Origin of the sequence: Erwinia aeris, from assembly GCF_041224955.1 — a bacterium.
Classification (GTDB): Bacteria; Pseudomonadota; Gammaproteobacteria; order Enterobacterales; family Enterobacteriaceae; genus Erwinia; species Erwinia aeris.
In genome coordinates, this window is sequence record NZ_JBGFFX010000003.1 from 480,034 (window position 1) to 506,123 (window position 26,090).

The following is a 26,090-nucleotide window of genomic DNA, read 5'->3' on the forward strand; positions in this document are numbered from 1 at the left end:
CGGGGCTTTTTTTATGCTCGCGTTACCTCGCCAATTGGCAGCGCCTTGCGCGCCAGCTGTTCGTTAATCACTTCCGCCACCGCCAGATAGATCGCGCTCGCGCCGCAAATAATGCCTTCGAAACCGGCCAGCGTCAGAATGCGCTCGCTGCCGCTGATATTGCCAGTCGCCAGCAGCGCGAACAGCAGCGTCAGGCTGGCAAAGACAAACTGCAAGGCGCGGTTGGCCTGCAACGTGCCGAAGAACATAAACAGGGTGAAAATGCCCCACAGCGCCAGCCAGACGCCAAGAAAAACCGCATCCGTCGGCGCAGCCAGCCCCAGCGACGGCAGCAGCAGCATGCCGACCAGACTAAGCCAGAAGCAGCCATAGGCGGTAAACGCCGTCAGGCCGAAAGTGTTGCCTTTTTTATATTCCAGCAGGCCAGCCAGGATCTGCGCGAGGCCGCCAAAAAAAATGCCCATGCTGAGCACCACGGACGTTAACGGGAAAAATCCTGCGTTGTGCAGGTTCAGCAGTATGGTGGTCATCCCAAACCCCATCAGGCCCAGCGGCCCAGGATTGGCCAGTTTGTTGTTATGCATAAGTCCTCAGCTATAACAGAAATTAAGAAGAGGCGCGGGCAGGGCGGCTGACCGCCGCTTTCCTGCAAAGCGCGCGGCATCATAAAGAGCCATCGGCGGGGCGACATTGATCTGCCATAAGGATAAAAACGAAATTTTTTTTAACTCGCCCCTTGATGCCGGGCGCGCAGGCCCCATCTTATTTGGCATCCAGGGTTATGTAGCGAAAAAAAGCGTGAAGCCGGGAGTTGAAACGGCCAAAACCGCCCGCATTAAGTGTGCATAACCTGATTTGAAATGAATTTAAGTGGGAGACGTTTAGATGGGCAAGATTATTGGTATTGACTTAGGTACAACAAACTCTTGTGTCGCGATCATGGATGGCGGCAAAGCGCGTGTACTGGAGAATGCGGAAGGCGATCGCACTACGCCATCCATCATCGCTTACACCCAGGATGGTGAAACGCTGGTTGGTCAGCCTGCTAAACGCCAGGCCGTGACTAACCCACAGAACACCCTGTTTGCGATCAAGCGCCTGATTGGCCGTCGCTTCCAGGACGAAGAAGTGCAGCGTGATATTAAAATCATGCCTTACCAGATCGTTGGCGCCGACAACGGCGACGCATGGCTGGACGTAAAAGGCCAGAAAATGGCACCGCCGCAGGTTTCTGCTGAAGTGCTGAAAAAAATGAAGAAAACGGCGGAAGATTACCTGGGCGAGCCGGTAACCGAAGCGGTTATCACCGTACCAGCCTACTTTAACGATGCGCAGCGTCAGGCGACCAAAGATGCCGGCCGTATCGCAGGTCTGGACGTAAAACGTATCATCAACGAACCAACCGCAGCCGCGCTGGCTTACGGTATGGACAAAGGCCAGGGCAACCGTACTATCGCGGTATATGACCTGGGCGGCGGTACGTTCGATATCTCTATTATCGAAATCGATGAAGTTGACGGCGAAAAAACTTTCGAAGTGCTGGCGACCAACGGTGACACCCACCTGGGCGGCGAAGACTTCGACAGCCGTATGATCAACTATCTGGTAGCAGAATTTAAGAAAGATCAGGGCATCGATCTGCACAACGATCCGCTGGCGATGCAGCGTCTGAAAGAAGCGGCAGAAAAAGCGAAAATCGAGCTTTCTTCCGCACAGCAGACCGACGTTAACCTGCCGTACATCACTGCTGATGCAACAGGTCCTAAACACCTGAACATCAAAGTGACCCGTGCGAAGCTGGAATCGCTGGTAGAAGATCTGGTGAGCCGTTCTATCGAGCCGCTGAAAGTGGCTCTGCAGGATGCTGGCCTGTCTGTTTCCGACATCAACGACGTTATCCTGGTCGGCGGTCAGACTCGTATGCCAATGGTGCAGGCGAAAGTGGCCGAGTTCTTCGGCAAAGAGCCGCGTAAAGACGTGAACCCGGACGAAGCGGTAGCGGTAGGCGCAGCGGTGCAGGGCGGCGTACTGGCAGGCGACGTGAAAGACGTGCTGCTGCTGGATGTTACTCCTCTGTCCCTGGGTATCGAAACCATGGGCGGCGTGATGACCGCGCTGATTGCCAAGAACACCACTATCCCGACCAAGCACAGCCAGGTGTTCTCAACGGCGGAAGACAACCAGTCTGCGGTAACCATTCACGTGGTGCAGGGCGAGCGTAAGCGCGCGGCGGACAACAAATCGCTGGGCCAGTTTAACCTGGACGGCATTCAGGCAGCGCCACGCGGTATGCCGCAGATCGAAGTGACCTTCGATATCGACGCCGACGGTATTCTGCATGTCTCTGCGAAAGACAAAAACAGCGGTAAAGAGCAGAAGATCACCATCAAGGCTTCTTCTGGTCTGAACGACGATGAAATCGAAAAAATGGTGCGCGACGCCGAGGCTAACGCCGAAGCAGACCGTAAGTTTGAAGAGCTGGTACAGGTTCGCAACCAGGCCGATCATCTGTCGCACAGCACCCGTAAGCAGCTGGACGAAGCGGGCGACAAACTGCCTGCGGACGACAAAGCGCCAATCGAAGCCGCGCTGACCGATCTGAACACCGCGCTGAAAGGCGAAGACAAAGCGGAAATCGAAGCGAAAATGCAGGCGCTGATGGAAGTCTCCAGCAAGCTGATGGAGTTCGCTCAGCAGCAGCAGGCCGCCGGCGGCGCAGCTGATGCAGCCGACGCTTCCGCGAAGAAAGACGACGACGTGGTCGACGCCGAGTTCGAAGAAGTTAAAGACAAAAAATAATCGCCCTTGAGCGGGCACGGCGGGCCGCAAGGCCCCCAGTGAAACCTACGGGCGTCGGAGTGTTCTCCACGCCCGTTCACGCATATTTAGGGCAGGATCACCATAATGGCGAAGCAAGACTACTACGAGATTTTGGGCGTTTCGCGATCGGCGGACGAGCGCGAAATCAAAAAGGCCTATAAACGCCTGGCGATGAAGCATCACCCCGATCGCAATCCGGGCGACAAAGAATCAGAAGCAAAATTTAAAGAAGTCAAAGAAGCCTACGAAATTCTGACCGATGCGCAGAAGCGTGCGGCTTATGACCAGTACGGTCATGCAGCCTTTGAACAGGGCGGCATGGGTGGCGGCGGCGGCGGTTTTGGCGGCGGCGGCGCAGACTTCAGCGATATCTTTGGCGACGTGTTCGGCGATATCTTCGGCGGAGGACGCCGTCAGCAGCGTGCTGCGCGCGGCGCCGATTTGCGCTACAACATGGAGCTGACGCTTGAAGAAGCCGTCCGCGGCGTGTCCAAAGAGATCCGCATCCCTACGCTGGAAGAGTGCGACGTCTGCCACGGCAGCGGCGCCAAAGCGGGCACGCAGCCGCAAACCTGTCCGACCTGTCACGGTCAGGGTCAGGTCCAGATGCGTCAGGGCTTTTTCACCGTGCAGCAGGCGTGTCCGACCTGTCACGGTCGCGGTTCCGTTATCAAAGATCCCTGCAACGCCTGTCATGGACATGGCCGCGTAGAGCGTTCTAAAACGCTGTCGGTAAAAATCCCGGCAGGCGTGGATACCGGTGACCGCATCCGTCTTTCAGGCGAAGGCGAAGCGGGCGAGCACGGCGCACCAGCGGGCGATCTTTACGTTCAGGTGCAGGTGCGCAAGCATCCTATCTTTGAACGTGAAGAGAATAACCTGTACTGCGAAGTGCCGATCAACTTTGCAATGGCGGCGCTGGGCGGCGAAATCGAAGTGCCGACGCTGGACGGGCGCGTTAAGCTGAAAGTGCCTGCGGAAACGCAGACCGGTAAACTGTTCCGTATGCGCGGCAAAGGCGTTAAATCCGTACGCGGCGGCGCGCAGGGCGACCTGCTGTGTCGTGTGGTCGTGGAAACGCCGGTCAGCCTGAGCGAGAAGCAGAAAAGCCTGCTGCGCGAGCTGGAAGAGAGCTTTGGCGGCGTGGGCGGCGAGAAGAACAGTCCGCGTTCGAAAAGCTTTTTCGACGGCGTGAAGAAATTCTTTGACGATCTGACCCGCTAGCCTTTATAGCGTGCAGAACCAGACGGGCGGCTTAAACCGCCCGTTTTTTATGGCAAGCGCAAAGGGGTCAGCGCCGGGGCTACGCCGTTGGGTTAGCCTGGCTGAGGCTGGTGAGTTCCTGCTCCGACAGGCCGGTTGTTTTCGATACCGTGTCGGGGGCAATGCCATTCTGTAGCAAGGCGCGGGCAATTTTTAGCGTGGCCTCGCGCTCGCCTTCGGTTCGCCCTTTTTGAAGCCCTTTAGTTAATCCTTTTTGTTCAAGGTATTCTGCAATAGTCATCAACACGTCCTCCTGTGACGATAAATGGCTGGTCAGCTCCTGCAGCAGCTTTTCCGGATTACCCGCCGTGCCGGTTTGCATCATCCAGTTCATTGAGGTTACTAACTGCTCGTTCGTAGTATAACCTGCAAGCAACAGGGTCACCAACTGTTCCGTCAGCTCCGCCAGGTCGCGCGTTCTGGCGTGCTTCAGCAGCAGCTCCAGCATCGCCATCCGGCGGTGTTTCATGATATCCGCATCATCCATCGCGCCGACGTCAATCAGCGGAAAGCTTCGCGTATAGAGCCGTCGGGCCAGCTCCGGCTCAGCGAACAGCGCCGTCCAGTCTGTGGTATAGGGCCAGGGCGTGGCGCGACCATGACAAAACAGCAGCGGGACGACCAAAGGCAGCGCCGTGTGTCCCGCCTCTATATGTCGCTGCATAGCCGCTATCGCGTAGCGCATCAGGCGGAAGGCCATATGCTTATCCGAACTGCTCTGGTGCTCTATTAGCGTATAGATATAGCCCGTGCCGTTACTGGTCCGCAATGAATAGAGCACGTCGGCGAAATAAGTCCGCAAATTCTCTTCAATAAAGCTGCCCGACTCCAGCTGCAAGGTGGTGATATCGCAGATTTCAAGCAGCTCCGGCGGCAGATAGAACGACAGAAAATCCCGCGCAGTGTCGGTATTAGTCAGAAAAGTTTTAAATAGTCCATCATGCGGTACAGGCGAAAGGGTTTTCATCATCGATCCTGAATCAGAAAAATAATGCCGACATCATGTCATGCCCGTTTTATCCGGTTAAGGGCGTTAACAGCGCGATGCGGCGCGCCTCGTAAATAATTTCTCCGGCAGCCTTTTTGCCCGATAAACCACCGCAAACCGTTTTTCCTGCCGTCAGAAACGCGTATGCTGTCAGGCCGCACGATTTGTTTATCAGGAAAGATTGCAATGAAATCCGCGATTAAGCGATTACTCAATAATGAAGCAACCGGCGGCGTGGTATTGATTATCGCTGCCGCTATCGCTATGTATCTGGCCAATTCGGCCGGCACCCAACAAGCCTACCAGTCTCTTCTTGCCATGCCGGTGGAATTCCGTTTTGGCTCGCTGGATATCAGCAAAAATCTGCTGCTGTGGATCAACGATGCGTTGATGGCGCTGTTCTTTTTGATGATTGGGCTGGAAGTCAAACACGAGCTGGTTTCCGGCTCGCTGGCCACGCGTGAACGGGCCATGTTCCCGCTGATTGCGGCTATTGGCGGCATGATCGCGCCCGGCGCGATTTTTGCCCTGCTCAATCATAACGATCCGCTGGCCGTTCACGGCTGGGCTATTCCTACCGCCACGGATATCGCTTTTGCTTTGGGTATTCTGGCGCTGCTGGGCAGCCGCGTGCCGCCAGCGTTGAAAATGTTTCTTATGGCGCTGGCGGTGATTGATGACCTGGGCGCTATCCTGATCATCGCCTTCTTTTATACGCAGGATCTGTCGCTGGCTTCGCTTGGCGTGGCCGCCGGGGCTATCGTGGTGCTGGCGTTACTGAACCGGCTGGGCGTGCGTAATATCGCTATTTATATGCTGGTTGGCATGGTGCTGTGGGTAGCGGTGCTGAAGTCGGGCGTGCACGCCACGCTGGCCGGCGTGATTGTCGGCTTCTTTGTGCCGCTGGAGAAACAGAACGGCCATTCTCCGGCTATCCACCTGGCTCACGGGCTTGCGCCCTGGGTCAGCTGGCTGATCCTGCCGCTGTTTGCCTTCGCCAATGCCGGCGTTTCGCTGAGCGGCGTCTCGCTGGACGGTTTGTTCTCCGCCGTGCCGCTGGGCATTATTTTAGGGTTGTTTATCGGCAAACCGTTAGGTATCACGCTAATCTGCTGGCTGGCCGTCAGGCTGCGCATCGCGGCGCTGCCGGAAAACACGCGTATGCAGGATATTTGCGCCATCGGCGTGCTGTGCGGGATTGGCTTTACCATGTCGATATTTATCGCCTCGCTGGCTTTCGATGCGCAGCATGAGGAGATGGTGACGCTGGCGAAGCTGGGTATTCTTACCGGCTCGATTGTTTCTGCGCTGGTAGGCTATACGCTGCTGCGTATCAAGCTGCGCTGATTAAGGACGACGGCAGGCTCACCGCTTGCCGTTGTCTCTTGCGGCTAAGGCCGGCGTTCAGGAGGCGGCAAACTCAGGCCGGGGCCGAATGGCGGACATAAAAAAGCCCGGAGCCAAACGCCGGGCATAAAAAAACCTGCCTGAGCAGGTTTCTTTATCAAAGCTGATTAACAGACGGGCGATTAAGCCAGTTTGTTGATCTGAGCAGTCAGGTTTGCTTTATGACGTGCCGCTTTGTTTTTGTGGATCAGGCCTTTAGCTGCCTGACGGTCCACAATAGGCTGCATTTCATTAAATGCAGTCTGCGCAGCTGCTTTATCGCCAGTAGCGATAGCCGCGTATACCTTCTTGATAAAAGTACGCAACATTGAACGACGGCTAGCGTTGTGCTTACGACGCTTCTCAGACGTTACGGCGCGTTTCTTAGCTGATTTGATATTAGCCAAGGTCCAACTCCCAAATAGTTCTATGAGGACAATTCAAAGGCCGAGGAATATGCCTCTTTAGCCCGTGGTTGTCAATGGATTTGTGCAAATAAGCGCCGCTGAAACAACGACACCTGGTTACGTTTCGATGGCGCAAGATTCTACCAGCTTCATGGCGATGAATACAGCTTATTCACAAGAAAAATGGTATCGCCCGTCAGCCGCGACAGAAAAAGCCCGCATTAACGCGGTAAAGGCGCATTCGCGGGTTAACCTTCCTGGTGGTAGTTGGTATAATCCGCCGATTTCCACGAACCTGAGCCAGCCATGAAGTTTATCCGCGGCATACATAACCTCCGGGAGCAGCATCGCGGCTGCGTTCTCACCATTGGCAATTTCGATGGCGTACATCGCGGCCATCAGGCGCTACTGTCCCGGCTGCGCGAGGAAGGGCGTAAACGTAATTTACCGGTGGTGGTGATGCTGTTCGAGCCGCAGCCGCTGGAACTGTTTGCGGCCGATAAAGCGCCTGCGCGGCTGACGCGACTGCGCGAAAAACTTCGCTACCTGGACGAGGCGGGCGTGGACGCGGTGCTTTGCCTGCGTTTCGACCGACGCTTTGCCGCGCTGTCGGCACACAGTTTTGTCGCCGATCTGCTGGTCGATAAGCTGGGCGTACGGTTGCTGGCGGTCGGCGACGATTTCCGCTTTGGCGCTGGTCGCGAAGGGGATTTCCTGTTATTACAGAAAGCGGGCGCCGACTACGGTTTTGACGTTATCAGCACCCAGACTTTTTGCGACGACGGCAAGCGCATCAGCAGCACGGCGGTGCGCCAGGCGCTGGCGGAAGACAATCTGCCGCTGGCGGCCACGCTTCTGGGGCACCCTTTCAGCATCTCCGGCCGCGTAGTGCACGGCGACGCGCTGGGCCGCACCATCGGCTTTCCCACCGCTAACCTGCCGTTAAGACGCTATGTTTCGCCGGTAAAAGGCGTGTATGCCGTCGAGGTCCGCGGCCTGGGCGACAAGCCGCTGCCCGGCGTCGCCAATATCGGCACGCGCCCCACGGTAGCGGGCATACGTCAGCAGCTGGAAGTGCATCTGCTGGACGTTGCAATTGACCTGTACGGGCGCCATATAGAAGTGGTGCTGTGCGAAAAAATACGAAACGAGCAGCGTTTTTCCTCGCTTGACGCGCTCAAAGAGCAAATTGCTAAAGACGTGGTGGCGGCCCGAACTTTTTTTGGGCTGAGCGCACCGGTTTAAACAGAAGCGGAATACGGAATCGAGAATCTGATGAGTGACTATAAATCTACCCTGAATTTGCCGGAAACGGGGTTCCCGATGCGTGGCGATCTGGCCAAACGCGAACCGGGAATGCTGCAACGTTGGTATGCTGACAATCTGTACGGCATCATCCGCGAAGCCAAAAAAGGGAAAAAAACCTTTATCCTGCATGACGGCCCTCCCTACGCGAACGGCAGCATTCATATTGGTCACTCCGTCAACAAGATTCTGAAAGACATTATCGTTAAGTCCAAAGGCCTGGCGGGCTTCGATTCGCCTTATGTGCCGGGCTGGGACTGCCACGGTCTGCCTATCGAACACAAGGTCGAGCAGATGATCGGCAAGCCGGGCGAGAAGGTCACGGCGGCTGAATTCCGCGAGGCGTGCCGTAACTATGCGGCAGAGCAGGTTGAAGGCCAGAAAAAAGACTTTATCCGTCTTGGCGTGCTGGGCGACTGGGATCGTCCTTACCTGACGATGAATTTCCAGACCGAAGCCAATATCATTCGCGCGCTGGGCAAAATCATCGGCAACGGCCACCTGCATAAAGGCGCCAAGCCGGTGCACTGGTGCCTGGACTGCCGCTCCGCGCTGGCGGAAGCAGAAGTGGAGTACTACGACAAAACCTCGCCTTCTATCGACGTGATGTTCAACGCGGTAGATGCCGACGCCGTGCGTGCTAAATTCGGCGCTGACAGCGTAGAAGGCCCGATCTCGCTGGTTATCTGGACCACCACGCCGTGGACCATGCCGGCTAACCGCGCTATCTCTCTGCACCCTGAATTTGACTACCAGCTGGTGCAGATCGAAGGGCGCGCGCTGATCCTGGCGAAAGATCTGGTGGCAAGCGTGATGAAACGTGCCGGCGTCAGCGACTGGCAGGTGCTGGGCGAAGCCAAAGGCGCGGCGCTGGAGCTGCAGCCTTTCCGTCATCCTTTCCTCGACATCACTTCTCCGGTGGTGCTGGGCGAGCACGTAACGCTGGAAGCGGGTACCGGTGCGGTGCATACGGCACCAGGCCACGGCCCGGACGACTACGTTATCGGACAGAAATACGGTATCGAAGCGGCCAACCCGGTCGGCCCGGATGGACGCTACCTGCCGGGCACTTACCCGACGCTGGATGGCGTAAACGTCTTTAAAGCCAACGATATGATCGTTGAGCTGCTGCGTGAAAAAGGCGCGCTGCTGCACGTGGAAAAACTGCTGCACAGCTATCCGCACTGCTGGCGTCACAAAACGCCCATCATTTTCCGCGCCACGCCGCAGTGGTTTATCAGCATGGATCAGAAAGGCCTGCGCGAGCAGTCGCTGAAAGAGATCAAAGGCGTGCAGTGGATCCCGGACTGGGGCCAGGCGCGGATCGAATCTATGGTTGCCAACCGTCCCGACTGGTGTATTTCACGCCAGCGCACCTGGGGCGTGCCGATGGCGCTGTTCGTGCATAAAGAGACCGAGCAGCTGCATCCGGATACGCTGGCGCTGATGGAAAAAGTGGCGCAGCGCGTCGAGCAGGACGGCATCCAGGCCTGGTGGGATCTGGACGCGAAGGAGCTGATGGGCGACGACGCGGAAAACTACGTCAAGGTGCCGGATACGCTGGACGTATGGTTCGATTCCGGCTCCACCAGCTATTCGGTGGTGGATGCGCGTCCGGAATTTGAAGGCCACACGCCGGATATGTATCTGGAAGGCTCGGATCAGCATCGCGGCTGGTTTATGTCCTCGCTGATGATTTCCACGGCGATGAAAGGCAAGGCGCCTTATCGCCAGGTGCTGACGCACGGTTTTACCGTGGACGGTCAGGGCCGCAAGATGTCCAAGTCGATCGGCAACACCGTGTCGCCGCAGGACGTAATGAACAAGCTGGGCGGCGATATTCTGCGCCTGTGGGTGGCTTCTACCGACTACTCCGGCGAAATGGCAGTATCGGACGAAATCCTGAAGCGCTCTGCGGATGCCTATCGTCGTATCCGTAACACCGCGCGCTTCCTGCTGGCTAACCTGAACGGCTTCAACCCGGAAACGGATATGGTCAGCCCGGAAGAGATGGTGGTGCTGGATCGCTGGGCCGTAGGCCGCGCGAAAGCCGCGCAGGATGCGATTGTCGCCTCTTACGACAGCTACGACTTCCACGAAGTGGTGCAGCGTCTGATGCAGTTCTGCTCGGTTGAGATGGGCTCCTTCTACCTGGATATCATCAAAGACCGTCAGTACACCGCCAAAGCCGACGGCCTGGCGCGTCGCAGCTGCCAGACCGCGCTCTACTACATCGCGGAAGCGCTGGTGCGCTGGATGGCGCCGATCATGTCGTTTACCGCGGATGAAATCTGGAACGAGCTGCCGGGCAAACGTGAGAAGTATGTCTTTACCGAAGAGTGGTTCGACGGGCTGTTTGGTCTGGCGGAAAGCGAGTCGATGAACGATGGTTTCTGGGCGGAGCTGCTGAAAGTGCGCGGCGAAGTCAACAAGGTCATTGAGCAGGCGCGCGCCGACAAGCGCGTGGGCGGCTCGCTGGAAGCGACCGTCACGCTGTATGCCGACGCCGACCTGGCGCAGAAGCTGACCAGCCTGGGCGACGAGCTGCGCTTCGTACTGCTGACTTCCGGCACCCAGGTCGCGGATTATGCGCTGGCCACGTCCGAAGCTCAGCAAAGCGAGCTGGTAAAAGGCCTGAAGATCGCGCTGCATAAAGCGGAAGGCGAGAAGTGCCCGCGCTGCTGGCACTACGCGACCGATATCGATCGGGAAGCGCAAATCTGTGGCCGCTGCGTCACCAACGTCAGCGGCGCTGGCGAACAGCGTAAGTTCGCCTGATGAACAGGCCGATTTTTTCGACCGGACTGCGCTGGCTGTGGCTGGTGCTGGTGGTGATCGCCGTCGACTTCGGCAGCAAGCAGTGGATTATGAATACGCTGATGCTGCACGAGTCGATGTCGGTGATGCCGTTCTTTAACTTTTTCTACGCGCACAACTACGGTGCGGCGTTCAGCTTCCTGGCGGATAAAGGCGGCTGGCAGCGTTGGTTCTTCGCCGCGATTGCGGTGGCGATTGCCGTCGCGCTGCTGGTGATGATGTACCGCACCGAAGCCAGCAAGAAGCTGAACAATATCGCTTACGCGCTGATTATTGGCGGCGCGTTGGGCAATCTGTTCGATCGCGCTTACCACGGCTTTGTGGTCGATTTTATCGACTTCTACGTGGGCGACTGGCATTTTGCCACGTTTAATATTGCAGACTGCGGCATCTGTATCGGTGCCGCGCTGATCGTGCTGGAGGGCTTTTTAACGCCCGCCGGCAAAGCGAAAAGGGCAGGGCATGACTGATTCTGTACAGCGTAACAGCGCGGTGCTGGTGCATTTCACCTTAAAACTCGCCGACGGCTCCACGGCGGAATCAACGCGGGATAACGGCAAGCCCGCGCTGTTCAGCCTGGGCGACGGCAGCCTTTCCGGCGAGCTGGAAGAGCAGTTGCTGGGCCTGAAGCCCGGCGACAAAAAAGCGTTTTCGCTCGGCCCGGATGCCGCTTTCGGCCAGGCCAGCCCGGATCTGATCCAGTATTTTTCGCGCCGTGACTTTACGGAAGCGGGCGAACCGGAAGTCGGCGCCATCATGCTGTTCAGCGGCATGGACGGCAACGAAATGCCGGGCGTAATCCGCGAAATCTCCGGGGATTCGATTACCGTGGACTTCAACCATCCGCTGGCCGGACAAACGATTCACTTTGATGTAGAAGTGCTGGAAATCGATCCGGTACTGGAGGCGAACCATGCAAATCCTGCTGGCTAATCCACGTGGCTTTTGTGCCGGCGTCGATCGCGCCATCAGCATCGTAGAGCGCGCGCTGGAGATGTACGGCGCGCCTATCTACGTGCGGCATGAAGTGGTGCACAACCGTTACGTGGTTAACAGCCTGCGCGAGCGCGGCGCTATCTTCATTGAAGAAATCAGCGAAGTGCCGGACGACTCGATCCTGATCTTCTCCGCGCACGGCGTTTCTCAAGCGGTGCGGGCGGAAGCCAAAGCGCGCAACCTGACCATGCTGTTTGACGCCACCTGTCCGCTGGTGACCAAGGTGCATATGGAAGTGGCGCGCGCCAGCCGTAAGGGCACGGAAGCGATCCTGATTGGTCATGCCGGGCACCCGGAAGTGGAAGGCACCATGGGTCAGTACAGCAATCCGGCTGGCGGCATGTATCTGGTGGAGTCGCCTGCGGACGTATACAAGCTCCAGGTCAAAAACGAAGATAACCTTTGCTTTATGACCCAGACCACGCTTTCCGTGGATGACACTTCCGAAGTGATCGATGCGCTGCGCGATCGCTTCCCGAAGATCGTCGGGCCGCGTAAAGATGATATCTGCTACGCCACCACTAACCGTCAGGAAGCGGTACGCACGTTGGCGAAGGATGCGGACGTGGTGCTGGTGGTCGGTTCACGCAACTCTTCCAACTCCAACCGTCTGGCCGAGCTGGCCCAGCGCGCGGGCAAACTGGCGCGGCTGATCGATTCGGCGGACGATATTCAGGAAGCCTGGATCAAGGACGTCGGCTGCGTGGGCGTCACGGCGGGCGCTTCCGCACCGGATATTCTGGTGCAGCAGGTTATCCAGCGTCTGCGCGAGCTGGGCGGCGAAGCGGCCATCGAGCTGATCGGCCGTGAAGAGAATATCGTGTTTGAAGTGCCGAAAGAACTGCGCGTGGACGTTAAGCAGGTCGACTAACGCCTGACCGTTCGCTACAGCCCGAAGGGAAACATTAATACCGTTTTCGCTTCGGGCTTTTTTTATTTTGCCTCATCACGCCTCTTATTCAGTTTCTCCGACTTTCTCTGCGTAATAAAAAGTTAAACAGATCAACTTTTCTAATGTTTTGGCTTGATTCCGTGAGCGAAGCTGTTTGTTATAGCGTCAGGAACAGTAAAAACAGGAGGGAAATATGGGTCACTACGAAGTAAGAAAATCAGACAAGCAGACGGATCAGCCCTGGTATTTTGTGCTGGTCGCCAACAATCATGAAATTATCGCCACCAGCGAGATGTACGCCAGCAAGCAGGGCGCGCTGAACGGCATTAAGTCCGTACGGGCCAATGCGCCTTCCGAAGAGGTGCGCGACAGGAGCTAACCCCGGCGGAGGCGATTTTTCTGCCTCCGCTGTTCAACTTCGCTATGCTTACCCCTTGCCGTTATTGTAAGGAGTCCGCATTGAATATTATCGCGATTATGGGACCGCACCACGCGTTCTATAAGGATGAACCCATCCGCGAACTGGATGGCGCGCTGGCCGCCCAGGGTTTTCAAACTATTTATCCTAAAGACGCTGGCGATCTGCTCAAGCTGATTGAACACAATCCGCGTATCTGCGGCGTAATTTTCGACTGGGACGAGCACGGCTTCGATCTGTGCAGCGAAATAAATCAGCTGAATGAATATCTGCCGCTGTACGCGTTTATTAATACGCACTCGACGATGGACGTCAGCGTTAATCAGATGCGCATGGCCATCTGGTTTTTTGAATATGGTCTGGGCGCGGCGGAAGATATCGGGCAGCGTATCCGCCAGTACACCAATGAATATATCGATACCATTACGCCACCGCTGACGAAGGCCCTGTTCACCTATGTGAAAGAAGGGAAATATACCTTCTGCACGCCGGGCCATATGGCGGGCACCGCGTTTCAGAAAAGCCCGGTCGGCAGTTTGTTTTACGATTTCTTCGGCGGCAATGCGTTAAAAGCGGACGTGTCGATTTCGGTCACGGAGCTGGGCTCGCTGCTTGACCACACCGGCCCGCATCTGGAGGCGGAAGAGTATGTCGCCCGCACCTTCGGCGCCGAGCAAAGCTATATGGTGACCAACGGCACCTCGACCTCCAACAAAATCGTCGGCATGTACGCCGCACCGTCGGGCAGCACGGTGTTGATCGATCGCAACTGCCATAAATCCTTAACGCACCTGCTGATGATGAGCGATATCGTACCCATCTGGCTGAAGCCAACGCGCAACGCGCTGGGCATTCTTGGCGGCATCCCTAAGCGGGAGTTTACCCGCGAGAGCATAGCGCAAAAGGTGGAGCAGACCGAACGCGCCAGCTGGCCGGTGCACGCGGTTATCACTAATTCCACCTATGACGGGCTGCTCTACAGCACCCGCTACATCAAAGAGACGCTGGACGTGCCGTCGATCCACTTTGATTCCGCCTGGGTGCCGTACACCAATTTCCATCCTATCTATAACGGGCTGAGCGGCATGAGCGGCGACCGCACGCCGGGTAAGATCATCTACGAAACCCAGTCCACCCATAAGCTGCTGGCCGCTTTTTCGCAGGCCTCGCTGATCCATATTAAAGGGGAGTACGACGAACAAACCTTTAATGAAGCCTATATGATGCACACCACCACCTCGCCGAACTATCCCATCGTGGCGTCGATAGAAACGGCGGCGGCGATGCTGCGCGGCAATCCGGGCAAGCGGCTGATTAATCGCTCCGTAGAGCGCGCGCTGCATTTCCGGCGCGAAGTTCAGCGGCTGCGAGAAGAATCCGAAGGCTGGTTCTTCGATATCTGGCAGCCGGAAGGCGTCGACGAGCCGCAGTGCTGGCCTATCCAGCCGGGCGAGGAAGACTGGCACGGCTTTAACGATGCCGATGCCGATCATATGTACCTCGATCCTATTAAGGTAACGATCCTGACGCCGGGCATGAGCGAGCAGGGCGTGATGGCGGATGAAGGGATCCCGGCGGCGCTGGTGGCGAAATACCTCGACGAGCGCGGCGTGGTGGTGGAAAAAACCGGGCCTTACAATCTGCTGTTCCTGTTCAGCATCGGCATTGATAAAACCAAGGCGATGAGCGTGCTGCGCGGCCTGACCGAGTTCAAGCGCGCTTACGACCTTAATCTGCGGGTCAGAAACATGCTGCCGGATCTTTATGCGCAGGCGCCGGAGTTTTATCGCAATATGCGCATTCAGACGCTGGCCCAGGGCATTCATAATCTGATCCGCGATCACGATTTGCCAAGGCTGATGCTTCAGGCCTTCGATAAGCTGCCGGAAATGAAGCTGACGCCGCACCAGATGTTCCAGCAGCAGGTGAAAGGCAATGTGGAAACGGTAGACCTCAGCAAATTAGTCGGGCGAGTATCGGCCAATATGATCCTGCCTTATCCGCCGGGCGTGCCGGTGGTGATGCCGGGCGAGATGATCACCGAAGAGAGCCGCGCGGTGCTCGACTTCCTGCTGATGCTCTGCACCATCGGTCGTCACTATCCCGGTTTCGAAACCGATATTCATGGCGCCACCCTGACCGACGAAGGGCAGTATCTGGTTCGCGTGCTGAAAGCGTAGTTCCGGAATTGTGCCATTGTCCTGTGCTTCCGGTCTGCGTAAGGTAGCCGGAAGCTTTTATTCAGGAGAAAGACATGTTTATCAGGAAAGTACACCATATCGCTATTATCGCCAGCCATTATGAAACCAGTAAGGCTTTCTATTGCGACGTGCTGGGTTTTACGCTGATGGGTGAAGTGTATCGGGAAGCGCGGGATTCCTGGAAAGGCGATCTGGCGCTGAACGGCGAGTACGCTATTGAACTGTTTTCGTTTCCTTTTCCGCCTGCGCGGCCGGACGGCCCGGAAGCCTGCGGCCTGCGCCATCTGGCGTTCAGCGTGGAGGATATCGAGGCGGCAAAGCAGCATCTTGAAGAGAAGGGCGTCAGCTGCGAGGCGATCCGCGTCGATCCGCTGACCGACAAGCGCTATACCTTCTTTAAAGATCCGGACGGTTTGCCGCTGGAGCTGTATCAGGCGTAAAATAGCGCCTGGCCGCTGTCGGCCGGGCCTTTTTGCTTCAGGGATTTGCATGTCACTGTCCGATCTTCAACACCATCTTGCCGGACAACGGCAGCTGCTGGTGGCCTTCAGCGGCGGCCTGGATTCCAGCGTGCTGCTGCACCAGCTGGTCTGCCTGCGTCAGCAGCACGCCCTCACTTTACGCGCCATTCATATTCATCACGGCCTTAATCCGCTTGCGGAAAGCTGGGCGACGCACTGTCGGCAGCAGTGCGCGCGCTGGCAGGTGGCGCTGGAAGTGGTGTATGTGCAGGTCGACGGGCGGGAAAAAGGCATAGAGGCGGCTGCCCGCGAGGCGCGCTATCAGGCGTTTCGTCAGCACCTTCAGCCCGGCGAATGTCTGTTGACCGCGCAGCATCTGGACGATCAGTGCGAAACGCTGCTGCTGGCGCTGAAAAGAGGCAGCGGGCCGGCCGGGCTGGCCGCTATGCCCGTCAGCGTCAGACTTGATTCGCATCTGCACCTGCGGCCGCTGTTGACGCAGACGCGAGCGCAGCTGGAGCAGTGGGCGGCAGAACATCAGCTGAGCTGGGTTGAGGACGACAGCAATCAGGATACGCGCTACGACCGTAATTTCCTGCGTCAGGTTATTCTGCCCGAACTGAGCGCGCGCTGGCCTCATTTTGCCCGCGCGGCGGCGCGCAGCGCGGCCCTGTGCGGCGAGCAGGAACAGCTGCTGGATGAGCTGCTGGCTGAATCGCTCCGTTCGCTAATGGATGAAAAGGGCGCGCTGGCGATAGCGCCGCTGGCCGCGATGAGCGACAGCCGACGCGCCGCGCTGCTGCGACGCTGGATAGCGCAGCATCAGGGGCTGATGCCTTCGCGGGATGCGCTGGCGCGTATCTGGCAGGAAGTGGCCTGTAGCCGTGAAGATGCGGAGCCGCGCCTGCTGTTGGGCAATGTTGAAATCCGGCGCTTTCGCGGCCGCCTGTACTGGCTGCCGGTCGCCGTATCTGTCCGTGATGAGGTGCTTGCCTGGCCTTTGACGTCTTTATCGCTGGCGCTGCCGGCTAAAATGGGCAGGCTGGTACGCGGTGACACAGGCACAAAAGTGCGGGTGCCGCAGGCTGACGAGGCGGTCAGCGTGCGCTTCCAGGCGCAGGGGAAAATACATATTGTCGGACGCGCGGGCAGTCGGCCGATAAAAAAAATCTGGCAGGAGCTTGGTGTGGCCCCGTGGCTGCGCGAGCGCACGCCGCTGCTGTTTTATGGCAATCAGCTGATTGCCGCCGTGGGCGTCTTTGTTACCCGTGAAGGCGATCCGAAAGAGCAACCCGGCTGGCAAATCAGCTGGCAACAGGATGAGCAATGAAAAAAGTAATCGCGTCGGCGCTGCTGCTGGCGATCAGTTTCCCCGCGCTGGCGGGCAACGCGCAGAGCGGCCAGCAAAAAGCCGCCAGCTGTCAGGGCTGTCACGGCGCCGCAGGCAAAGCCGCCGTGTCGCTGTATCCCAATCTGGCGGGCCAGAATGCAGACTATCTCGATCACTCGCTCCACGCCTATCAAAAAGGCGAGCGCAGCGGCGGCCAGGCAGAGGTGATGAAAGCTTTCGTAGCGGGACTGAGCGATGAGGATATGGCGGATCTGGCGGCTTACTATGCGGGCCTGAAGCCCTGACGACGGAGGGCGGAATAGCTTCCGCCCGATTGGGGGTTAGTCAGACTCGCTGACCACAACGGTACCCAGTTCAGGGTGGCTGAAACTGGCGATATGATCCAGACGCAGCTCGCGGATCTCGCCTGAGAGATCGACGACCAGGTATTCCACCTTCTTGCGCAACAGCATATCTATGGCCTTTGCCTTCAACTGCTCGCCGTCCTTCAGCGCCAGCGCCAGCGTCAGCTGTTTCTGGCAGGCAAGTTCCAGATTGTCGTAATCATCGCAGTTGATCGGTTGGTATTCATTCGTCAACATAATCGCTCACCAATAAGTTAGCAGCAGCAAAAGCTGCCTGTTCCCTGATTGAAGAGTGTAGCTCAGGATTTGCGGCTACCTCATTCAGTGCTTTTAAAACGCAAGCTATCGCGTCCGGCACGTATCCCAGATCGCCGCTGCCGATTTCAGCATATTTACGACGAACTAATTCACAATACTTTTGCACATGCACCTCAAGAATTTTCTTTGGCGACCTGACGACTATAACACAGGATTTCACGGGAAATCAGCCAGGCGGAGCGTGATTTGCTGCCCGCACGGGTTACAATGCCCGACAACGACTATAAGGAATACCATGGCACTTAAAGCGACAATTTATAAAGCCACCGTCAACGTGGCCGATATGGACAAAAACGTGTTTCTGGACAGCGTGCTGACGCTGGCCCGACATCCTTCCGAAACGGAAGAAAGGCTGATGCTGCGTCTGCTGGCATGGCTGGTTAACGCGCATGAAAGGCTGACCTTTACGCGCGGCCTGAGCGCGGAAGACGAGCCGGAAATCTGGCTGATGAACGATCACAACGGCATTGAGGTCTGGATAGAGCTGGGGCTGCCGGACGAGCGGCGGTTAAAAAAAGCGTGCAATCGCGCAGCCCGCGTATACTTGTATACTTATAACGCCCGCGCCGCGCAGATTTGGTGGCTGCAAAACCAGAATAAGCTTCAGCAGGCGAACCTGACCGTGCGTTTCCTGGATGATGAGCAGCTGAAGGCGCTGACGCAGCTTGCCTCACGCTCCATGACGCTCCAGGCGACCATTCAGGACGGCACCATCTGGCTTTCCGACGAGCAGCAGCATCTGGAACTGCGCTTTACCGACTGGCTGCTCGACGGTAAACCGGCATGATCGTCCTGTCACGCCACGCGACCATTCCCGATAGCGAGCTGGAATTAACCGCTATCCGAGCGCAGGGGAACGGCGGTCAGAACGTGAATAAAAGCTCTACGGCGATCCATTTACGGTTTGATATTCGCGCCTCCAGCCTGCCGGAGTTTTATAAAGAGCGGCTGCTGTCGGCCAGTCACCATCTGATTACGCCGGAAGGGATAGTGATTATCAAGGCGCAGGAGTATCGCAGCCAGGAGATGAATCGTGAAGCGGCGCTGAAAAGGCTGGAAAACCTGATCCAGGAGCTGACGGTAGTCGAAAAAACAAGGCGGGCCACGCGGCCCACGCTGGCGTCTAAAAAGCGGCGGCTGGAGGGCAAGGCGCGCAAAGCCACCACCAAATCGCTGCGCGGCAAAATGCGACGCGTGCCTGACTGATCGTATGACAGAGGAGGGAAAGTGAAAAAGGTTCTGATTGTTCTGGTGATATCGCTGTTCTTTGGCCCGCTGATGGGCTGTCAGAACTACGATGCGGCGGCAACGGTGCAGCCGCGCGAGGCACAGGTGCAGAACTATCGCGGCGTTATTCCCTGCGCCGACTGTGGAGGCATCCAGGTCACGCTCTCTTTAGAGCAGGGCGGGCGCTACCGTTTGCAGGAGCGCTATCTGACCGACGAACACGTTGAAAATCAGCAGCAGGGCCACTGGTCGCGCACGGCGGAAAAACTGGTGCTGGTATCGGATCGGGGAGAGAAGCGCTATTTTCGGCCGCGCGACAGCGGGCTGGAGATGACGGACGCGAGCGGCGAAGCGCTATCGACCACGCTGAACTATCGGCTGGCGCCGGTAGAAACGGGCAGCTGAAGCGGCGGACAGAACGCCCGCCGCCTGACGACTACTTGTTGATTTCGGCCAGCAGGAAATCCAGGATTTCGCCTGTTTTAATCATCTGCTTCTCGCCCGCGCGGCGGGATTTGTACTCCACTTCCTCGCTGTCGAGATTACGGTCGCCGATGACGACGGTATGCGGCACGCCAATCAGCTCCATATCGGCAAACATCACGCCAGGACGCTCTTTGCGATCGTCAAGGATCACGTCGATGCCTTTAGTGCGCAGCTGAGCGTACAGCTCTTCCGCCAGCTCCTTCACGCGGAAGGATTTGTGCATATTCATCGGCAGAATAGCCACCTGGAACGGCGCCAGCGCCGCAGGCCAGATAATGCCGCGCTCGTCATGGTTCTGCTCGATAGCGGCAGCCACGATACGCGTGATGCCGATGCCGTAACAGCCCATGGTCAGCACCTGATTGCGGCCGTCTTCGCCCTGCACGGAGGCTTTCATCGCTTCGGAATACTTGGTGCCGAGCTGGAAGATATGACCAACTTCGATGCCGCGCTTGATCAGCAGCGTGCCTTTTCCATCCGGGCTGGCGTCGCCTTCCACCACGTTGCGCAGATCGGCCACGCGCGGCAGCGGCAGATCGCGCTGCCAGTTGATGCCGGTCAGGTGCTTGCCGTCCTGGTTCGCACCGGCGCAGAAATCGCTCATCATCGCGACGGTGCGGTCAACCACGATTGGCAGCGTCAGGCCGACCGGGCCAAGGGAGCCAGGGCCTGCGCCCGTTGCCGCGCGAATCTCCTCTTCGCTTGCAAAGGTCAGCGGCGCGGCGACGATATCAATTTTTTCGGCTTTGATTTCGTTAAGCTCATGGTCGCCGCGCACAATCAGCGCAACCAGCGAATGGCCGCTCTCTTTGGTTGCCTGTACCAGCAGCGTCTTCACGGTCTTCTCAATCGGCAGCTTATGCTGTTCAACCAGCGCCGCGATGGTTTTCGCGTTCGGCGTGTCGATTTCCACCATTGGCTGGGTGGCGTCTGCACGGCTGCCGGCTGGCGCAACGGCCTCGGCCAGTTCGATATTCGCCGCGTAGTCGGAGCCGGTAGAGAACACGATATCGTCTTCGCCGCTCTCGGCCAGCACCTGGAACTCATGCGAGGCGCTGCCGCCGATGGAGCCGGTATCGGCCTGCACGGCGCGGAAATCCAGGCCCATGCGCGCAAAGCTCTGGCTGTAAGCGCGATACATATCATCGTAGGTCGCCTGCAGCGATTCCTGCGAAGTATGGAACGAATAGGCATCTTTCATGATGAACTCGCGCGAGCGCATTACGCCAAAGCGAGGGCGTACCTCATCGCGGAACTTGGTCTGGATCTGGAAAAGATTCAGCGGTAGCTGCTTATAAGAGCTCAGCTCGTTGCGGATCAGATCGGTGATCACTTCCTCGTGCGTCGGGCCAAGTACAAAAGGGCGGTCGCCGCGATCGACCAGGCGCAGCAGCTCCGGTCCGTACTGCTCCCAGCGTCCGCTTTCCTGCCACAGATCGGCGGGCTGCACGACCGGCATAGAGATTTCGATAGCACCGGCGTTGTTCATCTCTTCACGCACGATGTTTTCGACTTTTTTCAGAACGCGCAGGCCGGTTGGCAGCCAGGTATACAGCCCGGAAGCCAGTTTGCGGATCATTCCGGCGCGCAGCATCAGCTGGTGGCTGATCACTTCAGCGTCGGCAGGCGTCTCCTTCTGGGTGGAGAGCAGATATTGAGTAGTACGCATGAGTTACGATTCCAGTTAAGCAGAAAGCTACATTAAGCCAGGCTAAATAATTGCTGGCGGCTAGTGTACCAGCGTGGTCAGAGACTCAAAAGAGACAGAAGATAAATTAACGACGCTCTACGGCGGTCACCAGCGTGCCGGAGGCGTCGACGCGCCAGCGCACGTTGAAATCCAGCAGCCAGGCGGCGTATTCCCGTTCCGGCTCTTCGCCTTTGCGGTAGGCCGGACGCGGATCCTGGGCCAGCACTTCGGCGATAAAACGTTGCAGATGCGGATAGCGCGCGCCGTGCTGCGCAATCTGCTGGACGGCCTGCGGCGAAAACGCTACCGGCATAGAGGCTTCCGGCGCCTCCTGCGCGAAACCCGCGCGCGCGGCAGGGATCGACTCGGCGAAAGGCAGGTAGGGCTTGATATCCACTATCGGCGTGCCGTCAACCAGATCCAGACTGCCCAGTTCCAGCACCACTTCGCCTTTTCCCGTCCGGATGCCCTTCAGCTCTACCAGCGACATGCCGATCGGGTTGGGACGAAAGGTGGATCGGGTGGCGAAGACGCCCATGCGCGCATTGCCGCCCAGCCGGGGAGGGCGAACGGTGGGTCGCCAGCCGCCTGCCATCGTCTGGTGAAACACAAACAGCAGCCACAGATGGCTGAACGCTTCCAGCCCGCGCACCGCTTCCGGCTGATTATAGGGCGACAGCAGCCGCAGCTCGCCGCCGCCGTCCTGGATCAGGCCTGGCTGACGCGGAACCGCGAACTTCTCTTTCCACGGCGAATGGATAGTGCCAATTGGCTGGAAGGTAAAACTCATTGGCCGCTGACTTTCAGGGCCGAACCCTGGCACACCGCCTGGCGGTAGCAGCCCTGGGAATTGGTGACGATTTCACACTTGTGCAGCAGCACCGCATTGGCTTTCATCGCGGAGGCGCGGATCTGCATTCTTTTACGGGCGGTGGCGATAGCCGGCGGCGAACTTTGTCTGCTGCTCTGGCAATCTTCGCCATAGACTTCGCCCAGATCGCGGAAAGGCTTGCTGACCAGATCGCTGGCGTCGCTGTAAAGTTTTACCGGTGCGGGACGCGGCGCGGGTTTGCTCCTGACTGGCTCAGTTTGTGCAGGCTGCTTAAAAGGCTCTACGGGCTTATAAGGCTTATGCAGCAATGAACACCCTGTCAGCGAAAGGGCTAACAAACAGAGCGGTACAACACGCATGGGAACATCCTCATTGTCGGTAAAAGAGGCGTTATTGAAGCAAGCCCGGCGGCAAATAACAAGCGCGCATAAATGAACAAAGCGGGCTATTGCCCGCTTTGCTGAGGTGACGGCCAGGTGACCGCCAGAATAGTGTGGTACTGAAAGGAAATTACCAGCCTTTCACCGCGCCGCCGTTGAAAATCTTATTAGCCGCTTCGCTGACTTCGTCGGACTGATAGGCTTCAACGAATTTCTTCACGTTTTCAGCATCTTTGTTATCTTCACGCGCCACGATCAGGTTCACGTAAGGAGAATCTTTATCCTCAACGAAGATGCCGTCTTTGGCCGGCGTCAGGTTGATCTGGCTGGCATAGGTAGTGTTGATCACCGCCAGCGCAATTTGCTGATCGTCCAGTGAACGTGGCAGCTGCGGCGCTTCCAGCTCAACCAGCTTAATGTTTTTCGGGTTTTCTACCACGTCCAGCACGGTCGGCAGCAGGCCGATGCCGTCTTTCAGCTTAATCAGACCTACTTTCTGCAGCAGCAGCAGTGAGCGGCCAAGATTAGTGGGATCGTTCGGAATGGCAACCTGCGCGCCATTCTGCAGCTCGTCCAGCGACTTGATCTTTTTCGAGTAGCCCGCAATTGGATAAACGAAGGTGCTGCCAACAGGCACCAGCTTATAGTTGCGATCTTTGATCTGCTGATCCAGATAAGGCTTGTGCTGGAAAGCATTAACGTCGATATCGCCCTTGCTCAACGCTTCGTTCGGCAGGACATAATCATTAAAGGTGACCAGCTCTACATCCAGACCATATTTATCTTTGGCGACCTTTTTGGCGACTTCGGCAACCTGCTGCTCGGAACCTACAATCACGCCGACCTTAATATGGTTAGGATCCTTCTCTTTCTGATCGCACCCGACCAGCGCCAGCGAACCAATCAGCGCACCCACAGCGGCAATCGTTTTAAAATTAAACATATCCTTTCCTTAATCTGTAAGAAGCGTTATTTACTTGTGGGTGACAGCACGAACAATGCGGTCGCCACAGAACTGAATCAAATAAACCAGAACCACTAACAGCACCAATACGGTATTCATCACGGTGGCGTTGTAGCCGATATAACCATACTGAATACCGATTTGTCCCAGACCGCCCGCGCCGACGGCGCCGCCCATGGCCGAATAGCCGACCAGGGTAATAAGCGTAATGGTCGCCGCATTAATCAGGCCGGGAAGGGCTTCCGGCAGCAGCACTTTTTTCACGATCTGCAACGGCGTCGCGCCCATCGCCCGCGAGGCCTCAATCAGGCCATGCGGCAGCTCCAGCAGCGTGTTCTCTACCATGCGCGCGATAAAAGGCGCGGCGCCGATGGTTAACGGTACGATAGCCGCCTGTAAGCCAATCGAGGTGCCGACGATCATGCGGGTAAACGGGATCATCCAGACCAGCAGGATAATAAAAGGAATGGCGCGGAAAATATTCACCAGCGCGGATAAAAAGCGATACAGCCCGCGGTTTTCGATAATCTGGCCCGGACGCGTTACGTACAGCAGCACGCCAAGCGGCAGGCCGAGCACGAAGCCAAAGAAACCGGAAACAAAAGTCATGACCAGCGTTTCCCATACGCCACGGCAGAGCAGCAGAATCATTGCCTCAGACATAACCTAATACCTCTACCTTTACATGGTGTTCCTGCAGAAAAGCGATTGCTGTCTGCGTATCAGCCGCTGCGCCGTGCATTTCCGTCAGCATAATGCCGAACTTAACGCCGCCCGCGTAATCCATCTGCGCGCTGATAATATTGTTGTTAACGTTAAAACGGCGGGCTGCTTCCGACAGCAGCGGAGCATCTACGGACTTGCCGGTAAATTCCAGACGTAATAAAGGGACGCTTTCCGGTTTCGCCGTTGCCGACAGCCGCGCGGCATAATCCTCCGGAATATCCAGATGCAGCGTGGACTGAATAAACTGCTGTGCCAGCGGCGTCTTGGGATGAGAAAAGACTTCGCTGACCGTGTCCTGTTCAATCAGCTTGCCGTTGCTGATCACGGCGACGCGATCGCAGATGCGTTTCACCACGTCCATTTCATGGGTGATTAGCAGGATAGTGATCCCCAGGCGACGGTTGATATCTTTCAGCAGCTCCAGAATCGCTCTGGTCGTCGCCGGATCGAGGGCGCTGGTGGCTTCGTCGCACAGCAGCACTTTAGGATTGGTGGCCAGCGCGCGGGCGATAGCGACGCGCTGCTTTTGTCCGCCGGAAAGATTGGCAGGCCAGGCGTCCTTTTTATCCGCCAGACCAACCAGTTCCAGCAGCTCGTTAACCCGCGAGTCGATCTCGCTGCGGGAAAGCTTGCCCAGCTCCAGCGGCAGCGCGACATTGCCCGCAACGGTACGGGAGTTCAGCAGGTTAAAGTGCTGGAAGATCATACCGATTTGGCGGCGCGCCTGGGTCAGCTGGCTTTCTGAAAAGGCGGTTAAATCCTGGCTATCCACTAACACGGTGCCTGAGGTAGGACGCTCAAGCAGATTCACGCAGCGGATAAGCGTGCTTTTCCCGGCGCCGGACGAGCCGATTACGCCATAAATTTGTCCGGCGGGCACTTCCAGGCTGACATCCGTCAGCGCGGTAATAGTGCGGGTGCCCTGTCGGAACACTTTGCTGATATTTTGAAGTTTTATCATTTTATTATCGTAATAGAGTGGGCCGTGGCAAATATTCGTCTGCACTTTCCTGCAGAGAGCTGCGAGTGGATGGTAAGGCATCCAGACGTCTGAATCAATCAATGCGCGCTTAAGGGGCATTCTCTCTGCGGATACAAACGTGCGATACTCTGTCTTAACATTAGTAGCAGGAGTTTCCACGTGACGAACAAAGTCCCCGCAATATTTCTCGACCGTGACGGTACCATGAATATCGATCGCGGCTATGTCCATGAGATCGACAACTTTCAGTTTATCGACGGTGTTATCGAAGCGATGCAGGAACTGAAAAAAATGGGTTTCGCGCTGGTGGTGGTCACCAACCAATCTGGTATCGCTCGCGGCCTCTTTACGGAAGATACCTTTATGCAGTTAACGGAGTGGATGGACTGGTCGCTGGCCGATCGCGAAGTCGACCTGGACGGCATCTATTATTGTCCTCACCATCCGGAAGGCGTAGTGGAAGAGTATCGTCAGGAATGCGACTGCCGTAAGCCGCAGCCGGGCATGCTGCTCTCTGCCCAAAAAGAGCTGAATATCGATATGGCGGCTTCTTATATAGTAGGCGACAAAATTGATGACCTGCTGGCAGGTAAAGCGGCAGGTGTAGGCACAAAGGTATTAGTGCGCAGCGGCAAGCCGGTAACGGAAGAGGGCGAAAATGCAGCAGATTGGGTGATAGATAGCCTTGCTGACCTGCCTTCGCGCATCAAAAAGCGCTAAAAAGCAGCGTTGCGAGCAAAAATAGAGCGAACGATAAAAAAGTTCATTTTTACGCTTGCCTTTCCGCGGCGCCTCCCTATAATGCGCAACCACTGAGACGGCACAACGGCTTACAG

General features: G+C 57.1%; 28 protein-coding genes. 17 read left to right on the top strand and 11 right to left on the bottom strand.

Features of this window, described 5'->3' with window-relative positions:
- Positions 1 to 11: 11 nt before the first annotated feature.
- Positions 12 to 584 carry an acetate uptake transporter gene (gene satP, locus AB6T85_RS08465; protein ID WP_369895278.1) on the bottom strand — a complete coding sequence of 191 codons (573 nt, stop codon included), beginning with the start codon at positions 582 to 584 and terminating at the stop codon, positions 12 to 14.
- Positions 585 to 885: 301 nt separating this feature from the next.
- Here satP and dnaK point away from each other — a divergent pair, with 301 nt between their 5' ends.
- Positions 886 to 2,799 (top strand): molecular chaperone DnaK, encoded by a 1,914-nt coding sequence (gene dnaK / locus AB6T85_RS08470; RefSeq protein WP_253455380.1) that lies wholly within the window; start codon positions 886 to 888, stop codon positions 2,797 to 2,799.
- A 105-nt stretch (positions 2,800 to 2,904) separates the two neighbouring features.
- Positions 2,905 to 4,044 (top strand): molecular chaperone DnaJ, encoded by a 1,140-nt coding sequence (dnaJ, locus tag AB6T85_RS08475; RefSeq protein ID WP_125290517.1) that lies wholly within the window; start codon positions 2,905 to 2,907, stop codon positions 4,042 to 4,044.
- Between the two features lie 79 nt (positions 4,045 to 4,123).
- Here the strand turns inward: dnaJ and AB6T85_RS08480 are convergent, their stop codons facing one another.
- Positions 4,124 to 5,053: an Rpn family recombination-promoting nuclease/putative transposase gene (locus AB6T85_RS08480; RefSeq protein WP_301252440.1), complete on the bottom strand. Its 930-nt coding sequence runs from the start codon at positions 5,051 to 5,053 to the stop codon at positions 4,124 to 4,126.
- Between the two features lie 204 nt (positions 5,054 to 5,257).
- On the opposite strand from AB6T85_RS08480, the gene nhaA reads away from it, so the two are divergent.
- Positions 5,258 to 6,418 (top strand): Na+/H+ antiporter NhaA, encoded by a 1,161-nt coding sequence (nhaA, locus tag AB6T85_RS08485; RefSeq protein WP_253455378.1) that lies wholly within the window; start codon positions 5,258 to 5,260, stop codon positions 6,416 to 6,418.
- 182 nt (positions 6,419 to 6,600) lie between these two features.
- Here the strand turns inward: nhaA and rpsT are convergent, their stop codons facing one another.
- Positions 6,601 to 6,864 (bottom strand): 30S ribosomal protein S20, encoded by a 264-nt coding sequence (rpsT, locus tag AB6T85_RS08490; protein WP_125290520.1) that lies wholly within the window; start codon positions 6,862 to 6,864, stop codon positions 6,601 to 6,603.
- A gap of 306 nt (positions 6,865 to 7,170) precedes the next feature.
- Between rpsT and ribF the strand changes: the two genes are divergently transcribed.
- The 10 genes from ribF (at position 7,171) to AB6T85_RS08540 (ending at position 17,589) form a co-directional block, all read left to right on the top strand.
- The gene (gene ribF / locus AB6T85_RS08495; protein WP_253455377.1) at positions 7,171 to 8,109 is read left to right on the top strand and encodes a bifunctional riboflavin kinase/FAD synthetase; all 939 of its coding nucleotides are present in this window, start codon (positions 7,171 to 7,173) and stop codon (positions 8,107 to 8,109) included.
- Positions 8,110 to 8,139: 30 nt separating this feature from the next.
- Positions 8,140 to 10,947, top strand: coding sequence for an isoleucine--tRNA ligase (ileS, locus tag AB6T85_RS08500; protein ID WP_301252443.1), 2,808 nt, complete (start codon positions 8,140 to 8,142; stop codon positions 10,945 to 10,947).
- Entirely contained in the window at positions 10,947 to 11,456 is a 510-nt protein-coding gene (gene lspA, locus AB6T85_RS08505) for a signal peptidase II (protein ID WP_253455375.1), read from the top strand. The genes ileS and lspA overlap by 1 nt, the downstream gene beginning before the upstream one ends.
- Positions 11,449 to 11,919: an FKBP-type peptidyl-prolyl cis-trans isomerase gene (gene fkpB / locus AB6T85_RS08510; protein WP_253455374.1), complete on the top strand. Its 471-nt coding sequence runs from the start codon at positions 11,449 to 11,451 to the stop codon at positions 11,917 to 11,919. The genes lspA and fkpB overlap by 8 nt, the downstream gene beginning before the upstream one ends.
- Positions 11,900 to 12,853, top strand: a complete 954-nt coding sequence (gene ispH / locus AB6T85_RS08515; RefSeq protein WP_253455373.1) for a 4-hydroxy-3-methylbut-2-enyl diphosphate reductase — start codon at positions 11,900 to 11,902, stop codon at positions 12,851 to 12,853. Before fkpB ends, ispH begins: the two co-directional genes overlap by 20 nt.
- 214 nt (positions 12,854 to 13,067) lie before the next feature.
- Positions 13,068 to 13,253: a YegP family protein gene (locus tag AB6T85_RS08520; RefSeq protein ID WP_125290526.1), complete on the top strand. Its 186-nt coding sequence runs from the start codon at positions 13,068 to 13,070 to the stop codon at positions 13,251 to 13,253.
- Between the two features lie 80 nt (positions 13,254 to 13,333).
- Complete coding sequence (locus AB6T85_RS08525; RefSeq protein WP_253455372.1) at positions 13,334 to 15,472, top strand: lysine decarboxylase LdcC; 2,139 nt, start codon at positions 13,334 to 13,336, stop codon at positions 15,470 to 15,472.
- A 74-nt stretch (positions 15,473 to 15,546) separates the two neighbouring features.
- A complete protein-coding gene (locus tag AB6T85_RS08530) occupies positions 15,547 to 15,933 on the top strand; it encodes a VOC family protein (protein ID WP_125290528.1) in 387 nt (128 codons plus the stop codon).
- A 49-nt stretch (positions 15,934 to 15,982) separates the two neighbouring features.
- The gene (gene tilS, locus AB6T85_RS08535; protein WP_253455371.1) at positions 15,983 to 17,284 is read left to right on the top strand and encodes a tRNA lysidine(34) synthetase TilS; all 1,302 of its coding nucleotides are present in this window, start codon (positions 15,983 to 15,985) and stop codon (positions 17,282 to 17,284) included.
- The gene (locus tag AB6T85_RS08540; RefSeq protein WP_253455370.1) at positions 17,281 to 17,589 is read left to right on the top strand and encodes a c-type cytochrome; all 309 of its coding nucleotides are present in this window, start codon (positions 17,281 to 17,283) and stop codon (positions 17,587 to 17,589) included. The genes tilS and AB6T85_RS08540 overlap by 4 nt, the downstream gene beginning before the upstream one ends.
- Before the next feature lie 36 nt (positions 17,590 to 17,625).
- Here AB6T85_RS08540 and rof read toward each other — a convergent pair whose 3' ends face one another.
- The gene (gene rof / locus AB6T85_RS08545; RefSeq protein WP_301289610.1) at positions 17,626 to 17,886 is read right to left on the bottom strand and encodes a Rho-binding antiterminator; all 261 of its coding nucleotides are present in this window, start codon (positions 17,884 to 17,886) and stop codon (positions 17,626 to 17,628) included.
- Positions 17,873 to 18,073 carry a YaeP family protein gene (locus AB6T85_RS08550; RefSeq protein WP_125290532.1) on the bottom strand — a complete coding sequence of 67 codons (201 nt, stop codon included), beginning with the start codon at positions 18,071 to 18,073 and terminating at the stop codon, positions 17,873 to 17,875. Before AB6T85_RS08550 ends, rof begins: the two co-directional genes overlap by 14 nt.
- Positions 18,074 to 18,202: 129 nt before the next feature.
- On the opposite strand from AB6T85_RS08550, the gene AB6T85_RS08555 reads away from it, so the two are divergent.
- From AB6T85_RS08555 to AB6T85_RS08565, 3 genes are read left to right on the top strand one after another with little or no spacing between them, the layout of a single operon-like run.
- A complete protein-coding gene (locus AB6T85_RS08555; protein WP_253455369.1) occupies positions 18,203 to 18,754 on the top strand; it encodes a YaeQ family protein in 552 nt (183 codons plus the stop codon).
- Positions 18,751 to 19,173: an alternative ribosome rescue aminoacyl-tRNA hydrolase ArfB gene (arfB, locus tag AB6T85_RS08560; RefSeq protein ID WP_253455368.1), complete on the top strand. Its 423-nt coding sequence runs from the start codon at positions 18,751 to 18,753 to the stop codon at positions 19,171 to 19,173. The genes AB6T85_RS08555 and arfB overlap by 4 nt, the downstream gene beginning before the upstream one ends.
- A gap of 21 nt (positions 19,174 to 19,194) precedes the next feature.
- Entirely contained in the window at positions 19,195 to 19,599 is a 405-nt protein-coding gene (locus tag AB6T85_RS08565) for a copper resistance protein NlpE N-terminal domain-containing protein (RefSeq protein ID WP_369895284.1), read from the top strand.
- Between the two features lie 31 nt (positions 19,600 to 19,630).
- Here the strand turns inward: AB6T85_RS08565 and proS are convergent, their stop codons facing one another.
- The 6 genes from proS to metN form a co-directional block, all read right to left on the bottom strand.
- Positions 19,631 to 21,349, bottom strand: coding sequence for a proline--tRNA ligase (gene proS / locus AB6T85_RS08570; RefSeq protein WP_369895285.1), 1,719 nt, complete (start codon positions 21,347 to 21,349; stop codon positions 19,631 to 19,633).
- Positions 21,350 to 21,455: 106 nt separating this feature from the next.
- Positions 21,456 to 22,160, bottom strand: a complete 705-nt coding sequence (gene tsaA, locus AB6T85_RS08575; RefSeq protein WP_301252449.1) for a tRNA (N6-threonylcarbamoyladenosine(37)-N6)-methyltransferase TrmO — start codon at positions 22,158 to 22,160, stop codon at positions 21,456 to 21,458.
- Positions 22,157 to 22,561, bottom strand: a complete 405-nt coding sequence (gene rcsF, locus AB6T85_RS08580; protein ID WP_253455364.1) for an envelope stress sensor lipoprotein RcsF — start codon at positions 22,559 to 22,561, stop codon at positions 22,157 to 22,159. The genes tsaA and rcsF overlap by 4 nt, the downstream gene beginning before the upstream one ends.
- 151 nt (positions 22,562 to 22,712) lie before the next feature.
- Complete coding sequence (locus tag AB6T85_RS08585; protein WP_253455363.1) at positions 22,713 to 23,525, bottom strand: MetQ/NlpA family lipoprotein; 813 nt, start codon at positions 23,523 to 23,525, stop codon at positions 22,713 to 22,715.
- 30 nt (positions 23,526 to 23,555) lie between these two features.
- Positions 23,556 to 24,209 (bottom strand): methionine ABC transporter permease MetI, encoded by a 654-nt coding sequence (locus AB6T85_RS08590; protein WP_125290540.1) that lies wholly within the window; start codon positions 24,207 to 24,209, stop codon positions 23,556 to 23,558.
- Positions 24,202 to 25,233 carry a methionine ABC transporter ATP-binding protein MetN gene (gene metN / locus AB6T85_RS08595; protein ID WP_253455361.1) on the bottom strand — a complete coding sequence of 344 codons (1,032 nt, stop codon included), beginning with the start codon at positions 25,231 to 25,233 and terminating at the stop codon, positions 24,202 to 24,204. The genes AB6T85_RS08590 and metN overlap by 8 nt, the downstream gene beginning before the upstream one ends.
- A gap of 180 nt (positions 25,234 to 25,413) precedes the next feature.
- Between metN and gmhB the strand changes: the two genes are divergently transcribed.
- A complete protein-coding gene (gmhB, locus tag AB6T85_RS08600) occupies positions 25,414 to 25,974 on the top strand; it encodes a D-glycero-beta-D-manno-heptose 1,7-bisphosphate 7-phosphatase (protein ID WP_253455360.1) in 561 nt (186 codons plus the stop codon).
- The last annotated feature ends 116 nt before the right edge of the window (positions 25,975 to 26,090 follow it).

Bases quoted from the DNA above. Each gene is read 5' to 3' on its own strand.
- dnaK (WP_253455380.1), top strand. From the start codon at position 886: ATGGGCAAGATTATTGGTATTGACTTAGGTACAACAAACTCTTGTGTC.
- tsaA (WP_301252449.1), bottom strand. From the start codon at position 22,160: ATGAGTTTTACCTTCCAGCCAATTGGCACTATCCATTCGCCGTGGAAA.
- AB6T85_RS08585 (WP_253455363.1), bottom strand. From the start codon at position 23,525: ATGTTTAATTTTAAAACGATTGCCGCTGTGGGTGCGCTGATTGGTTCG.
- AB6T85_RS08530 (WP_125290528.1), top strand. From the start codon at position 15,547: ATGTTTATCAGGAAAGTACACCATATCGCTATTATCGCCAGCCATTAT.
- lspA (WP_253455375.1), top strand. From the start codon at position 10,947: ATGAACAGGCCGATTTTTTCGACCGGACTGCGCTGGCTGTGGCTGGTG.
- AB6T85_RS08520 (WP_125290526.1), top strand. From the start codon at position 13,068: ATGGGTCACTACGAAGTAAGAAAATCAGACAAGCAGACGGATCAGCCC.
- AB6T85_RS08590 (WP_125290540.1), bottom strand. From the start codon at position 24,209: ATGTCTGAGGCAATGATTCTGCTGCTCTGCCGTGGCGTATGGGAAACG.
- AB6T85_RS08540 (WP_253455370.1), top strand. From the start codon at position 17,281: ATGAAAAAAGTAATCGCGTCGGCGCTGCTGCTGGCGATCAGTTTCCCC.
- rcsF (WP_253455364.1), bottom strand. From the start codon at position 22,561: ATGCGTGTTGTACCGCTCTGTTTGTTAGCCCTTTCGCTGACAGGGTGT.
- dnaJ (WP_125290517.1), top strand. From the start codon at position 2,905: ATGGCGAAGCAAGACTACTACGAGATTTTGGGCGTTTCGCGATCGGCG.
- AB6T85_RS08555 (WP_253455369.1), top strand. From the start codon at position 18,203: ATGGCACTTAAAGCGACAATTTATAAAGCCACCGTCAACGTGGCCGAT.
- satP (WP_369895278.1), bottom strand. From the start codon at position 584: ATGCATAACAACAAACTGGCCAATCCTGGGCCGCTGGGCCTGATGGGG.
- nhaA (WP_253455378.1), top strand. From the start codon at position 5,258: ATGAAATCCGCGATTAAGCGATTACTCAATAATGAAGCAACCGGCGGC.
- ispH (WP_253455373.1), top strand. From the start codon at position 11,900: ATGCAAATCCTGCTGGCTAATCCACGTGGCTTTTGTGCCGGCGTCGAT.
- tilS (WP_253455371.1), top strand. From the start codon at position 15,983: ATGTCACTGTCCGATCTTCAACACCATCTTGCCGGACAACGGCAGCTG.
- metN (WP_253455361.1), bottom strand. From the start codon at position 25,233: ATGATAAAACTTCAAAATATCAGCAAAGTGTTCCGACAGGGCACCCGC.
- proS (WP_369895285.1), bottom strand. From the start codon at position 21,349: ATGCGTACTACTCAATATCTGCTCTCCACCCAGAAGGAGACGCCTGCC.
- arfB (WP_253455368.1), top strand. From the start codon at position 18,751: ATGATCGTCCTGTCACGCCACGCGACCATTCCCGATAGCGAGCTGGAA.
- AB6T85_RS08480 (WP_301252440.1), bottom strand. From the start codon at position 5,053: ATGATGAAAACCCTTTCGCCTGTACCGCATGATGGACTATTTAAAACT.
- rof (WP_301289610.1), bottom strand. From the start codon at position 17,886: ATGTTGACGAATGAATACCAACCGATCAACTGCGATGATTACGACAAT.
- ribF (WP_253455377.1), top strand. From the start codon at position 7,171: ATGAAGTTTATCCGCGGCATACATAACCTCCGGGAGCAGCATCGCGGC.
- fkpB (WP_253455374.1), top strand. From the start codon at position 11,449: ATGACTGATTCTGTACAGCGTAACAGCGCGGTGCTGGTGCATTTCACC.
- ileS (WP_301252443.1), top strand. From the start codon at position 8,140: ATGAGTGACTATAAATCTACCCTGAATTTGCCGGAAACGGGGTTCCCG.